At 60.3% G+C, this 13,353-nt stretch carries 13 protein-coding genes and 1 pseudogene; 9 read left to right on the top strand and 5 right to left on the bottom strand.

Features of this window, described 5'->3' with window-relative positions:
• The 4 genes from glnA to NW835_RS03335 all read left to right on the top strand — a co-directional run.
• Nucleotides 1-1,031 (top strand): type I glutamate--ammonia ligase (gene glnA / locus NW835_RS03350; protein WP_414414517.1); only part of this gene is annotated, 1,031 nt, incomplete at its 5' end.
• Nucleotides 1,032-1,175: 144 nt separating this feature from the next.
• Nucleotides 1,176-1,856 (top strand): hypothetical protein, encoded by a 681-nt coding sequence (locus tag NW835_RS03345; RefSeq protein WP_414414516.1) that lies wholly within the window; start codon nucleotides 1,176-1,178, stop codon nucleotides 1,854-1,856.
• A 58-nt stretch (nucleotides 1,857-1,914) separates the two neighbouring features.
• Nucleotides 1,915-2,643 (top strand): SDR family oxidoreductase, encoded by a 729-nt coding sequence (locus tag NW835_RS03340; protein WP_414414515.1) that lies wholly within the window; start codon nucleotides 1,915-1,917, stop codon nucleotides 2,641-2,643.
• A 312-nt stretch (nucleotides 2,644-2,955) separates the two neighbouring features.
• Nucleotides 2,956-5,004 carry a cation:proton antiporter gene (locus NW835_RS03335; RefSeq protein ID WP_414414514.1) on the top strand — a complete coding sequence of 683 codons (2,049 nt, stop codon included), beginning with the start codon at nucleotides 2,956-2,958 and terminating at the stop codon, nucleotides 5,002-5,004.
• 152 nt (nucleotides 5,005-5,156) lie between these two features.
• On the opposite strand, the gene NW835_RS03330 is transcribed toward NW835_RS03335, so the two are convergent.
• From NW835_RS03330 to NW835_RS03320, 3 genes are all read right to left on the bottom strand, one after another.
• Nucleotides 5,157-5,648 (bottom strand): hypothetical protein, encoded by a 492-nt coding sequence (locus NW835_RS03330; protein ID WP_414384888.1) that lies wholly within the window; start codon nucleotides 5,646-5,648, stop codon nucleotides 5,157-5,159.
• A 413-nt stretch (nucleotides 5,649-6,061) separates the two neighbouring features.
• Nucleotides 6,062-6,661 (bottom strand): recombination mediator RecR, encoded by a 600-nt coding sequence (gene recR, locus NW835_RS03325; protein ID WP_414366137.1) that lies wholly within the window; start codon nucleotides 6,659-6,661, stop codon nucleotides 6,062-6,064.
• 21 nt (nucleotides 6,662-6,682) lie between these two features.
• Nucleotides 6,683-7,018, bottom strand: a complete 336-nt coding sequence (locus NW835_RS03320; protein WP_414366136.1) for a YbaB/EbfC family nucleoid-associated protein — start codon at nucleotides 7,016-7,018, stop codon at nucleotides 6,683-6,685.
• 185 nt (nucleotides 7,019-7,203) lie between these two features.
• Here NW835_RS03320 and NW835_RS03315 point away from each other — a divergent pair, with 185 nt between their 5' ends.
• From NW835_RS03315 to NW835_RS03305, 3 genes are read left to right on the top strand one after another with little or no spacing between them, the layout of a single operon-like run.
• The gene (locus NW835_RS03315) at nucleotides 7,204-8,100 is read left to right on the top strand and encodes a carbohydrate ABC transporter permease (protein ID WP_414414513.1); all 897 of its coding nucleotides are present in this window, start codon (nucleotides 7,204-7,206) and stop codon (nucleotides 8,098-8,100) included.
• A 14-nt stretch (nucleotides 8,101-8,114) separates the two neighbouring features.
• Nucleotides 8,115-9,623, top strand: a complete 1,509-nt coding sequence (locus NW835_RS03310) for a UbiD family decarboxylase (protein ID WP_414414512.1) — start codon at nucleotides 8,115-8,117, stop codon at nucleotides 9,621-9,623.
• Between the two features lie 21 nt (nucleotides 9,624-9,644).
• A complete protein-coding gene (locus NW835_RS03305) occupies nucleotides 9,645-10,862 on the top strand; it encodes an anion transporter (protein ID WP_414366131.1) in 1,218 nt (405 codons plus the stop codon).
• 36 nt (nucleotides 10,863-10,898) lie between these two features.
• Here NW835_RS03305 and NW835_RS03300 read toward each other — a convergent pair whose 3' ends face one another.
• Nucleotides 10,899-11,141, bottom strand: a complete 243-nt coding sequence (locus NW835_RS03300) for a hypothetical protein (RefSeq protein ID WP_414366129.1) — start codon at nucleotides 11,139-11,141, stop codon at nucleotides 10,899-10,901.
• 520 nt (nucleotides 11,142-11,661) lie between these two features.
• On the opposite strand from NW835_RS03300, the gene NW835_RS03295 reads away from it, so the two are divergent.
• Nucleotides 11,662-11,958, top strand: coding sequence for a hypothetical protein (locus NW835_RS03295; protein ID WP_414366127.1), 297 nt, complete (start codon nucleotides 11,662-11,664; stop codon nucleotides 11,956-11,958).
• A 178-nt stretch (nucleotides 11,959-12,136) separates the two neighbouring features.
• Nucleotides 12,137-12,448: a hypothetical protein gene (locus NW835_RS03290; protein WP_414371039.1), complete on the top strand. Its 312-nt coding sequence runs from the start codon at nucleotides 12,137-12,139 to the stop codon at nucleotides 12,446-12,448.
• A 3-nt stretch (nucleotides 12,449-12,451) separates the two neighbouring features.
• Here the strand turns inward: NW835_RS03290 and NW835_RS03285 are convergent.
• A pseudogene (locus NW835_RS03285) lies at nucleotides 12,452-13,353 on the bottom strand (serine/threonine protein kinase); the annotation flags it as partial.

Raw genomic sequence — 13,353 nt, 5'->3', positions numbered from 1 at the left:
AAGCAGAGTTCTTTATTTTTGAAGATGTACGGTTTGACCAGACCCAAAACGCCGGCTACTACTTTGTCGATTCCATCGAGGGCCGCTGGAACTCAGGCCGGGAGGAAAAAGGCGGCAACCTGGGCTACAAGCCCCGCTACAAAGAGGGCTATTTCCCTGTGCCGCCCACCGATGCCCATCAAGACCTCCGCACCGAGATGCTGCTGACAATGGCCAAGTTGGGGGTGCCCATCGAGAAGCACCACCACGAGGTGGCCACCGGCGGGCAAGGGGAGCTGGGCTACCGCTTTGCCGATCTAATCACGGCTGCCGACTACATGATGATTTACAAGTACGTGATCCGGAACGTGGCCCGCAAGCACGGCAAGACGGTGACGTTCATGCCCAAGCCCCTCTTCAATGACAACGGCAGCGGCATGCACACGCACCAGTCCCTCTGGAGAGACGGCCAGCCCTTGTTTTACCAAGAAGGCAACTATGCCGATCTGAGCGAAACGGCTCTCTACTACATCGGCGGCCTGCTCAAGCACGCCCCAGCCATCCTAGCCTTTACCAACCCCACCACCAACTCCTACAAGCGCCTGGTGCCTGGGTTTGAGGCGCCGGTCAACTTGGCCTACTCGCAGGGCAACCGCTCCGCAGCCATTCGCATTCCAGTTACAGGCAAAAATCCCAAGGCCAAGCGGCTGGAGTTCCGCTGCCCCGATGCCACCTGCAACCCCTATATCGCCTTCTCGGCCATGTTGATGGCCGGCCTGGACGGGATCAAGAACAAGATCCACCCCGGCGAGCCCCTCGACAAGGACATCTACGATCTGGAGCCGGACGAGCTGGCCAAGATCCCCTCCACGCCCGGATCCCTGCTGGATGCTTTGGAAAACCTGCAGAAGGATCACGACTTCCTACTGGAGGGAGGTGTCTTTACCGAGGATCTCATCCAGACCTATATCGAGTACAAGATCGACAACGAGATCAACCCCATCAACCTGCGGCCTCACCCCTACGAGTTTGCACTCTATTTTGACGCCTGATCGAGGTTTTCATCCAAAACATTCGTTCTCGAATGAGGTTTTGGAACGGGATCCCTTCTTTTGCTGAGGGGATCCTTTTTTTGTGCCCGCCTAGATACTCTAAGTAGGATCGCCAAAGTCTAGAGGTTGGAGGGAGGGTTTGGAATGGAATGGCTTATTTTTGTTCTGTTCTCGTTTTTTCTTATCGGCCTTCTGGCGCTTGTTGTCTATCTAGCTGACTATCTAGAGAAGAAGCGTCGGGAAGCTTTGGAGCAGGTGGCCAGGAGCCTGGGCATGTCGTTTTCAGCGGAGCTACCCGAAGGGATCCGCTCCCACTTGCTTCAGGCAGGCTTTGAACTATTTGAACAAGGCTACGATCGACGTTTCTACAACTCAATGTCCAAGCGGCTAATCGATGGAACTGAGATCGGTGCCTTTGACTATAAGTACACCCGCGGTAGCGGCAAGAGTCGCAGCACTCATCGCCAGTCTGTTTTCTGGGCCTATTGCGAAGATCTACGGCTACCTCATTTTCGGCTACATCCGAATATTCCCCTGTTTCATGACATTGCCAAAGCCTTTGGCATGCAAGATATCAACTTCGAGGGCCACCCTCAGTTTTCCCGCAGCTACCTTTTGCGCGGAGAAGATGAGGCCAAGATTCGCCTGCGCTTCCATCCTAGTTTTCTTAGTTTTTTGGAGCAGCATCCTCCTTGTAGCGCTGAGGGATCTGGGCCGCAGCTTGTTGTTTGGCGGGATGACCAACAGGTGAGTCCAGAAAAAATGGCAGACTGGCTGCGCTTCGGGGAAGAATGGGTGCAACGACTGCGGCTGCGTCGCGTTTAAATCGCCCCTCAAGGCCACTCCCTGGGTATGATGAGAGGAAGAGTTTAAAAAACGTAACGTGTCTTCCTCATTGTCCCAGGCAGTTGTTCTCATTACAGGGGCCACAGGGGGCATTGGCAGCGCCCTGGTGCCTATGTTGGCCCAGGCCGGAGCCCATCTGGTGCTGGCGGCACGGCGGGAGGATCCCTTGCGCGCGCTGGCGGAGAAAGCGGTGTCCCTGGGGGCTGCCTCCGGGCTGGGGATCCCTGCCGATGTAACGGACTATGCCCAGGTGGAGGCCCTTGTCAACCAGACCCTACAAAGGCACGGGCGGATCGACGTGTTGATCAACCTGGCAGGAGCCGGGATCCTCAAGCCTGCCCCGCAAATTACCCCTGCCGAGCTGGAGCGGATGCTGGCGGTTAACCTCAAGGGCAGCTTCTACACCAGCCAACTGGCGGCCAACGCCATGCGGGAGCAAAAATCCGGCCACATCCTCAACTTCCCCGGCATTCTTGGGCGTCACCCTATGGCTATGGCTGCAGCTTACTGTGCCGCCAAATTTGGCGTGGTCGGCTTTAGCAAGTGCATGGCCGATGAGCTGAAGCGCTTTGGGGTGCGCTTTACCCTGTTTTACTTTGGCGGCATTGACTCGCCCTTCTGGGATCCCATCAGCCTCAAGGTGCAGCGGGACAAAATGCTCAGCCCCGCCACGGCTGCCGAGGCCATTCACTTTGTCCTCACGCTGCCCGCCAATGCCGTGCCCAACGAGGTGGTGCTGCAGCCGGAAAGCCATCAGTTTCTGTAACAGAGATCCTGGAGTCCCTCCACGAGCAGCCACGGGATGTCCCACCGCGTGGTTGTAGAGTATCCTACTTTCTTTCGCGGGGGTATCTGGATCCTGGCCCTGACGCTGCAAGTCCAGGAGGGTCCCCCCAGTAGCTAAGGTTTGCTGAGAGCACCTTTAGGAGAGTCCCGAGAAGGGGTGGGATCCCTCCTGGCTAAAGTTGGCAAGCCCCTTCCTGGCCAGAGGAGGGTTGACCAAGCCGGGGGGCTGCTTGCGGCTATTTGGGCAGGTTGCTTCCATAATCAGGAAAGTGTCCACTCGAGGGCCTGGCCGATGGAGGCCATACGCTCGCTTTTGCAAGAGGAGCCTATCCTCTCGTTTGCTCTACTGCTGGGGGTGATCCTGGTGGTGCCGCTGCTCTTTGAGCGGCTGCACTTGCCGGGGCTGGTGGGCCTTTTGGCGGCGGGGATCGCCCTGGGGCCGCAGGGGCTGAACCTACTGAGCTCAAAGCTGCCGACAGTGCAGTTGCTTTCGGATATCGGCGTGGTCTACCTGCTGTTTGTGGCTGGGCTGGAGATCGACCTGGAGCAATTTCGGCAGACCCGCAACCGCTCCGCCACCTTTGGCGTGTTGACCTTTGCCATCCCCCTAACCGTGGGCACTGCCATTGGGCGGCTATTTGGCTTCGGCTGGAACGCCGCCATCCTGCTGGGATCCCTGTTTGCCTCCCACACTCCCCTGGGCTACCCCATTGTCAGCCGCTATGGCCTGGTGAAAAACGAGGCGGTGCTGGTCACCATCGGCGGCACCATCTTCACCGACATTGCCGCGCTGCTGGTCTTGGCAGTCTGTGTCGGCATCCACGGCGGTGAGTTTTCCCTCTGGAGCTTGGTGCGGCTGCTGGGATCCCTGCTGCTGTATGGGGCTGCGGTCCTGTTTGGGGTGGACTGGCTGGGGCAGCGGTTTTTTCGTGTAACCGGCAGCGAAGAGGGCAACCAATTTTTGTTTGTGCTGCTGGCTCTGTTTGTGGCAGCTCTGGGGGCGCAGTGGATTGGGGTAGAGAAGATCATCGGCGCCTTCTTGGCGGGGCTAGCCGTGAACGATGTGCTGCGGGAGGGCTCCGTCAAAGAGAAGATCGTCTTTGTCGGCAGCATCTTGTTCATCCCCGTCTTCTTTGTGGATATAGGGCTGTTGCTCGACCTGCGCGCCTTTCTACAAACCCTCAGCTCCCTTTGGCTGATACTGAGTATCCTGCTGGGGTTGACTCTAAGCAAATACGCTGCCGCCCAACTCTGTCAGTGGCTCTACCACTACACCCCGGCGCAAAAGCTGATGATGTGGTCGCTTTCCTTACCCCAGGTGGCGGCCACCTTGGCAGCAACCCTGGTGGGGTACCGCGTGGGGTTGCTCAATGCAGAGGTGCTCAACAGCGTGGTGGTGTTAATGCTGGTTACGGCCACGCTGGGCCCAATTTTGACCACTCGGGCGGCTACGCAGATGGCCAGGGAGGAGGAACAGGGCCGACTCCCGTCTGGGGCAGGGGTCTCTGTAGCGCCGCCTCCCCAGCCCTACGTGGTCGTGGTGCCCCTGGCCAATCCCGAAACCGAGGAAAACCTGCTGGAGATGGCCTGCCTCCTGGCCAAGCACGAGGGCGGGCGGGTGGTTCCCCTCGCAGTGGCGACCGGCCACCTGCACATGGACTCTCCCTTGCTGCAGGACTCTCTAGAACACGGCGAGGGTCTGCTGCGGCGGGCAGTGGAGTTTTGTCAGGCCTTGGGAGTAGAAGTTACCCCCCTCAGCCGCATCGACAGCCACGTTGCCCAAGGGATCAGCCACGCCAGCCGTGAGCAGAACGCCAGCCTCATCGTCATGGGCTGGAGCGATCCCACCCGCTTGCGGGCCCGCCTCTTCGGCAGTGTCATCAACAGTGTCCTCTGGGCTGCCCATTGCCCGGTTGCCGTGGCGCGCCTGCTCCAGCCCCCTCACAAGCTGCGGCGGATCCTGGTGGCGCTGGAAAACTTTCGCTCGCAGGCGGCTCGGGCAGTGCGCTTAGCCGAGATCTTGGCTGCCGCCAACCAGGGAGAGGTTACCTTGCTCCACATCTGCCTCGCCAGCACCCCCGAAAGCGATCGCCAGTGGCTGGAGGCGCAGCTTTTGTCCCTGGCCCAACAGCCAGACTTGGGCTACCCCGTCCAGGTAAAAGTCTTGGCCAGCGACGAGGTCGTCAAAGCTCTCTTGCAGGAGGCCCAAGGGTTTGACCTGGTGGTGTTGCCCTCTTTTCGGCGGCGTAACCCCAGCGGGAGCCTATCCTTCAGCGACACGACCACTCGCCTCCTAGAACGCCTCACCTGCTCTTTGATCATGGTTGGGGAGCCCCTCTGAGGCCTACAGGGATCCCTTCTTTGCCCGACAGCGCAGCTTTCCTTATCACACAGCGGGGCGGCTTGGTAGCCCCGTACTTAAGTGCGGGGCGAAAAAGCCCGTAAGCAACTTTGGTTGCTCATCAGACGTGGTAGCGATAGCTGCTAGCGGGCCTAGAAAGGCTGATGGGTGTGGGGGTGCTGCTTGATGTTGTCGGCATCCCTCACTTCCATTACCGCGTTGAGAATTCGCCGCGGCTCAGCGCTGAAATGGAGCTTGAACACCCCCCTCTCTGGCGTGCAGACCTGGTGCAGGGGGATGTGACAAAATTGGGGCTTGCTGCGGTACGTACGGGCCGCCGCTTGTAGCCGCTCCACAAAACCTTCTCCCAGCACCACCCCTGGCGGGAAAACATCGGCGGGCAAAGTCGGGATCCCGTTATCGACAACTTCTGCGTAAGTAGTGGCGTAGAGAAGGCAGTAAGAAGTGCTGCGGCGCTCTTGGGCGAGGCAATCCAGGGCGGCGGCGGGAACCGGCTCGGCCACCAACACCTCCCTGAGGCGACCGTCCTCATCCCGTTGGAAGCAAGAGGCCACTCCCAGAACTACATAGTCCAGCCCCTGGACGGGGCCTGAGCTGAGGTGAGTTTGCGCCGTATCCGCCATCGCTGCCCCCTCCGCATTGCTGGTTGAACTTTACTTGACCTCAGGTAAGTACCGGGATCCCATGACAAAACCCCTTGTCCTCACCTTAGCAACAACTTCGGGGTTGGACATCGGAGGCTTACTCTGGGGCAAACTCAGCCCGCAGTTGCCTAGGCGTGAACGCCTCCCGACACTCATCTTCGTTGAGTAAACGCAACTTAGATAGAGGACGGGCTTCACGCTTCACAGACTTGTTTGGACTTGTTTGTCCAGAGGCCTCAGCGTGCTGCCACCGTGCGACCCACGGCGGGAAACTCTCCGGAGATTTAACTTGTTCTCCTCAAGTGTAGGACGAACGGCTTTCATCCCGACACTGATTTACTCTTGAGTAAGCACAATTCACAAATACAGTGCGGGGCTTCCCGCCGATTAAGCTAAAACTCCTGCCGCGCTTCTAGGGCACGGGCCAGGGTGACCTCGTCGGCATACTCCAGCTCGGATCCCATGGGCAGGCCAAAGGCCAGACGGGTCATGCGCAGGCCGGGGGCAACCGGCTTCAGGTAATCCTTAACCACGTGCATGGTGACCTCCCCCTCCACGCTGGGGCTGAGGGCAAAGATGAGCTCCTGGGGCTTTTCCCGCGCCACCCGGGCCACCAGCTCGCGGATGCGCAACTGCTCGGCCCCGATCCCGTTCATGGGCGAGATCAGGCCTCCCAAAACGTGGTAAAGGCCCTTGAACTCGCGGGTGCGCTCCATGGCGATGAGATCCTTGACATCGGCCACTACGCACCAGGTGGAGGGATCCCGCTGCGGCGAGCGACAGATCTCGCAGGGATCTTCCGCCGACCAGTTGAAGCAGACGGAGCAGTACTTAACGGTTTGCTTGGCCTCCAGCAGGGCTTTGGCCAGGGCCTCGACCTCGCTAGCGGGCCGGTTAATTAAGTGCAAGGCCAGGCGCTGAGCTGTTTTGGAGCCAATGCCGGGCAACCGCTGCAGCTCCTCGATCAGGCGAGCCAAAGGGCGAGTGTACATAGGAAGCCAGGCTGGCCGGGATCAGCCCAACCCCAACCCCGGCAGGCTAATATTTCCGGTCAGCTCCTCCATGCGTTTGCGCATCGTCTCGGCAGACTGGGTGTAGGCGTTCACCATCGCCGTTAGGAGCAAGTCCTCCACCACATCCACCGGCTCCTGGAGTACTTGGGGATCCAGAGAGACCTTGAGGGGCTCCTGGTTGCCGTTCACCGTCACCTTCACCAGCCCATTGCCGGCCTCGCCGACGATCTCCATTTCTTCCAGCTCTTTTTGCAGTTTTTGGGCACCGTCGCGCACCTCTTGGGCTTTCTTGAGGGCTTCCTGAATTTTGCCGAAGGGACCAAAGCCTCGGGTCATGGGATCCTCTTTCAGACACTGCTGTTCTACTCTACTCCTTTCCTCTCGCCGGTATAAAGTACCCGCCAAGCTGGGAACCCAGGTCAGATCGGCCTTTTTAGCCTGGGGTTAATCCTGACGAATTATCCTCAACAGAGAGGGCAAAAGCTCCCCCTGCCCCTCAGCGTCCTCTGCCTGGAGGTGTCATGGCTCAACTGTTGCAGGATCCGCAGTCGCTAGCCGCCCAGCCCAGCCCCGTGTGCCAAAAGTCTTCTCCCTTGTCCTGGCGGCGCTGGATCCCGGAGCGCTGGTATGTCCACCTGGGCCTGTGGCTGGCCTGTTTGGCGTTGGGGTTTCCGGTGTTGTATGCCCTGATCGTGAGCACCCAAAACAACGCCGAGGTGTTTCGCTATCAATTGACCTTTGGCTCTTCGTTTGCCTTTAACTGGCAGCAGGTGATGGTGGCGCGTCACCTAGGCCATTACATGGTCAACAGCGCCATCGTGGCGACGGCCATCACGGTGGGCAAGACGGTTTTGTCGCTGTTGGCGGGGCTGGTCTTTGTCTACTTTCGCTTTCCAGGCAAGGGGCTGGCCTTTGGCTTTGTGCTCATGACCTTGATGATGCCCACAGAAATCTTGATCATCGCCCTACTGCGGCTGGTCACCAACTTGGGCTGGGGATCCACCTACTACGCTTTGATCGTGCCTTTTCTGGCCAGCGCCACGGCTACATTTTTGTTTCGCCAACATTTTTCCAACATCCCGCGCGAGCTGGCGGAGGCAGCCCAACTGGACGGGGCAAACCCCTTGCAGTTTCTCACCCAAGTGCTGATCCCCCTGAGCTGGAACGCCATCGGGGCCCAGGCGGTGATTCACTTCGTCTACGCTTGGAATATGTACCTGTGGCCCCGCTTGATCGTGCAAGGCCGGGAGCGACAGGTGGTGCAGGTGGGGCTGCAATCTCTACTCAACTTGGATAGCTCCGCCTCCTATGGCCCCATGATGCTGGGGGCGATCATCGCCAGCATTCCGCCGCTGGTGGTGTTTATTGCCCTGCAAAAGCCTTTCATGAGCGGCCTAGCCCTCAGCCGCGACAAGTAAACTGTCCCCAACTCATGCCCAGAGATCTGCGCCGTTTTATTGCCCTGCTGGAGTCCCGTGGCCAGCTTCGCCGCGTCGCCGCGGAGGTGGATCCCGATTTGGAAATTGCCGAGATCGCCGATCGCCTTTTGGCTTGCGGGGGGCCGGCGCTGCTGTTTGAGCGGGTGAAGGGATCCTCGATGCCGCTGCTGATCAACGTTTTGGGCACGGTGGAGCGCATCTGCTGGGCGCTGGGGATGGAGGAGCCGCGGGAGCTGGAGGAGCTGGGGAAAAAGTTGGCCTTGCTCTACCAGCCGCGCCCGCCAAAAAATTTTGCCCAGGCGGTGGAGCTGGGACAGGCGCTGTTTAGTGTCTTCAAGGCTAGGCCCAGCCGGGATCTGCTCCCCCCCTGTCAGCAGGTGGTGCTGCTTGGTGAGGCGGTGGATCTCACCCAACTGCCCCTGCTGCGGGTCTATCCTGGCGATGCCGGACGGGTGCTGACCTTGGGCCTGATGGTTACCAAAGACCCGGAAAACGGCATCCCCAACGTAGGGGTGTACCGCCTGCAACTGCAAAGCCGCAACACCATGACAGTGCAGTGGCTGTCGGTGCGGGGGGCCACACGGCACCTGCGCAAGGCGGCGGCCCTGGGCCGGAAGCTGGAAGTGGCGGTGGCCATCGGGGTGGATCCCGCCGTGATCCTGGCAGCAGCCACGCCCCTGCCGGTGGATCTCTCGGAGTGGCTGTTTGCCGGTCTCTACAGTGGGGAAGGACTGCCGCTAGCCCGCTGCAAGACAGTGGATTTGGAGGTGCCGGCCCACGCGGAGATTGTCCTGGAGGGCACCATCACGCCGGGGGAGGTGGCCCCCGACGGCCCCGCCGGGGATCACATTGGCTACTACGGCCCTCGCAACGAGCAGGCTCCCCTCATTCGCTTCCACTGCCTCACCCACCGCCGCGATCCCCTCTACCTCACCACCTTCAGCGGCAAGCCCCCCAAGGAAAACGACATGATGGCGCTGGCCCTGAACCGCATTTACACCCCCATTCTGCGGCAGCAGGTGCCGGAGATTGTGGATTTCTTTTTGCCCATGGAGGCCCTGGGCTACAAGGCGGCGATTTTGTCCATCGACAAAGCCTACCCCGGCCAAGCGCGGCGGGCGGCCCTGGCTTTTTGGAGCGCCCTGCCCCAATTTAGCTACACCAAGTTTGTCATCGTGGTGGACAAGGACATCAACGTGCGGGATCCGCGGCAGGTGCTCTGGTGCCTGTGTTCGCGGGTGGATCCGCAGCGGGATGTGTTTATTCTGCCGGACAACCCCTTTGACGCCCTGGACTTTGCCACCGAAAAGCGGGGCCTGGGGGGCAAGATGGGGATCGACGCCACCACCAAGATCCCGCCGGAAACGGACACCCCTTGGCGGCAAGCGCTTGCCTCGGATCCGGAAGTGGCCCGCCGGGTGGATCGCCGCTGGGCCGAGTACGGTCTGGCGGATCTCAAGCTGCAGCCGGCGGATCCGCGCCTGTTTGGCTACGAGTTCTAGGGAGGGCTAAGAGGCTGGCAGGTGCAACAGGCACTCTCTTGGGTGGTGCTGATCCTGAGCTATGTCGGGCTGGGGCTGGGATCCCTGCCCCGGTTGCGCATGAACCGGGCCACGATTGCCCTGGTGGGATCCGCTTTGCTCATTGCCCTGGGGACGGTGCCGCTGCCGCAGGCCTGGGCAGCCATCGACCCAACCACAATTGTCTTTCTCCTCAGCATGATGGTGGTGAACGCCAGCTTGTCCCAGGGCGGCGCCTTCCAGTTGGCTTTGCTGGGCCTAATTCGGGTTAGCCGCAGCCCCTTTGGGCTTTTGCTTATGCTGGTGTTTGGCAGTGGGCTGCTCTCGGCCTTTCTCCTCAACGATACCCTGGCGCTGGTGTTTACCCCCCTCACGCTGCAGGTAACCACTGTGCTGGGGCTGAACCCCATTCCCTATCTCTTGGGCTTGGCGGCAGCCACCAACCTAGGGTCTGTAGCCACCCTGAGCGGCAACCCGCAGAACATCCTCATCGGCTCCTTCTCCAGGATTGGCTACCTGGAGTTTGCCGCCCAGATGACCCCGATTGCCGTGGTGGGGCTGCTGCTGGAGGTGGGGCTGCTGTGGCTCTACTACCCCGAGGTGCGCTCGCTGCAGCCCTTCATCCATCAGGCGCCTTGGACGCCGCTGCGCCTCTACCCACCCCTGTTGCGCAAGAGCGTAGCCATTACAGTGGCGCTGTTTGGGGCCTTTGTGGCCGGCTTGCCCCTAGCCGAGTCGGCCCTGCTGGCAGCAGCCCTCTTGCTGATTACCCGCCGGCTGAAGCCGGAGCGGTTTTTGGGGCAGGTGGACTGGAATCTGTTGGTGATGTTCTCTGGGCTGTTTATCCTGACGCGGGCAACCCGAGAGCTGCTGGCCGGCTGGGGACCCAGCCTAGGGCCCTGGGCGGAGCAGGTGGCGGGATCCCCGTTGGCGCTGCTGGCTGCTGTTGCCCTCCTGTCCAACCTCATCTCCAACGTGCCGGCAGTGCTGCTGCTGCAGTCGCTGCTCCCACTGCAGGGGACGACTGCCTGGCTACTCCTAGCTGCCGGCTCCACCTTGGCGGGCAATCTGACCTTGTTTGGGGCAGTGGCCAATTTAATTACCGTTGAGGCGGCAGCCAGGAAGGGGTATGTGTTGACCTTTGGGGAGCACCTGCGCTTTGGTCTGCCCCTAACGCTGCTGACTTTGGGCTTCAGTGGCCTGTGGCTGGGCCGGCCTTGAGCCTGTGATTTCCCACAAGAGGGACTAGAGAAATGCCTATGGCGTGGCGAGGGCAGCCAAAAGCTCATCTGCCAACAACACTGCCGTGTAGACCAAAGCCTGTCGCTGCTCAGGCGAGAGATCGCCAATGGCGGTTTGGGGATTGCTGAGCATGCCCTGCAACACCCTGCTGGCCACGTATTCCCGTTTGGAGACGCCAGGGCTAGAGATGGTGGGGTTATCCAGGGAGAACTTCTGGTGGTGCTCGAAAGGAAAGGCGTATTCAGAAGCTACCGGCATGGCTTCACTCCAAACCTGCACTCTACGCTGCGCTTGGCCTATTTTCGCATTGTCCCTTGCGGGGAAGCTCCAAAAAGCGAGGGCTCAAAAGAGACACTACGCCCTTCCGGAGGTTTATGCGAATCCATCGCGTCAGCGGGACGGCGTCCTTTGGCAACGGCTTGCCACTTCACCCCTGCCTGCTACTGCGCGGCCTGTGGCAGATGGTTTGAAGGCAAGAAGCGGGTGCGCCACCTCTTCAACGATGCGGGAGTGGTTCTCGGCCCGCTTTGCCCGGCTTGCTTCGCGCTGCCCCCGGCACAGTTGCCTGAACCGCGTGCGGCATCCCGGCTCCAAAGAGCATGGCTATCGCCTGGAGCAGGCGGCTAGAGAGCCCTCCATTCGTTACCCTGTGGCTCCGGCAGTGGCAGCAGCGTTAGCGACAGAATTGGGCATTCCTAAAAAGATGCAGGAAAATCAGGAGAAGTTGAGCCGGAATCCAAACCCGCCGGCTTGCCATTTCGTTTGCTGAGGAATCCCGATGCACGACCTGGACAGTTTGCCAGAGCCAGTAGCCGACGCCCTAATCAAAAGCCTGCTCACGGATGTGGAACGGCTGATCAACCAGCACGGCCTGTCAGAGGTTTTGGTGGGGTTGGCCATGTATTGCAATGTGCAGTTCAAGGCCAAGTTCAATAAACCCAACCGCACTGAGAAAGATGAGGAGCTGGGATTTTATTTCCGCGACGCTGCCAAAGCCCTAGAGGTAGCAGCCAGCCTCACCTACCGCACCATTGACCGCTCCCGGCCCAGCCAGCCCACCCAACCCAACGCTTAGATGGTAGGGATCCCGCCCTTACCCCTCTCCCTGAGGCAGCCCAAGCGCTCCGCGCCGCTAACGCGACCACCCCCAACCCCTCTCCCTCAGGGAGAGGGGAGTTGGCAAGTGATCTAGGGTGGCAAGGGATCCCCCTGGGTTTTTATGCTGGTGGGCGACAGTTGCAGGGAGGCCGAGCGTGAAAATTGTCTGGGAACGCAGCATTTACGGGGGCAATGGCCGCGTGCCCTGCATTATCTGCGGCGGATGGGCCACCCCGATCCAGAAAAAGGGGCAGCAGGTGCTGCTGGCGGTGGTCTACAACGACCGCGGCCAAATCTATGGCGAGATCTGCCGCAGTTGCCTCAGCCTGGGGGCTAAGGGCATCAAAGAGTATCTACGGGAGCGGATTGCCCGCCTGCGTAGACAACTGCAAGACCTGGAGGAGCTGGAGCGGGGAGAGGTGCAACTGCCCACCTTGGAGCAGGAGCTGAGCGCTTACTTGGATTGAGGACTACTCTTCTTTCTCTTCCCGCCGCTCAATCGGGATCTTCAGCCAATGGCTCAGCTCCGCGGCCAGCCATTCCAGCTCTGGCTCCTGCAGACCCGTTAGCTCGTACTTGCGGATGCCCGCCCAGATGTTCAACCGTGGGCTCACCTCCACGCGATCCCCATCGGAATCCCGTTTGGTATGTCGCGGGATCAACTCCAGCCGGTCAATATCCCGTCGTAAACTGGGGGGAACTCTGCGAAAATGCAGGCCAAGCAGCTCGTGGGCTAAGGCGATCCGTTCTTTGTCAATATGCAGGTAAGCCTTGCCGCCGAATAACCCGTAGAGGATCCCGCCCGCCATTACCAACCCCACCGTCCAGAAGGGCAGCGTGAGCAGGCCAAGCATCAGATTGAGCGGAAAAGGAGCATCCCAAACCGACATGATCGTGAAAAAGGTGATGAAGGAGTTCCAAGCAATGGCGGAAGGCAACAAAGCCAAGGCACCGGCTTGTTGGGCCGGGATCACTACCAGAAAGGTCTGCTCGGACTTGTACAGTTGAATCCGGCTGCCTGCCGGCTTTCGGCGGGGAACTGCGGCTGCTGTTGAAGGAACCGGCAGGGGGTGGCGATCCAACTGCTCCAGTGCCGCCAGGGCCTGCCGGGCGGAAGTGGGGCGATCCGCCACTAAGGGCTCTGTCAGCCAGCGCAGCCAGTCGCGAAAGGCCGGGCTCAGTTGCACCGCTGGCTCGAACCCAATCCGGGATCCCACCTGCGGCAAGTCCGCCGGATGCTGGCCTGTCAGCAGGTGAATCAGCGTGGCGCCTAGGCTGTAGAGATCGGAGGCAGGCACAGTTCTGCCGCCAAATTGCTCTAGGGGCATGTAGCCGTAGCTCCCCACCACGGTGTAGGATCCCTGCTCCCGCG

The organism is Synechococcus sp. OH2 (genome assembly GCF_047462155.1).
In the GTDB taxonomy this organism is placed as follows: Bacteria; Cyanobacteriota; Cyanobacteriia; order Thermostichales; family Thermostichaceae; genus Thermostichus.
This window is presented reverse-complemented; position numbering and strand designations above follow the sequence as displayed.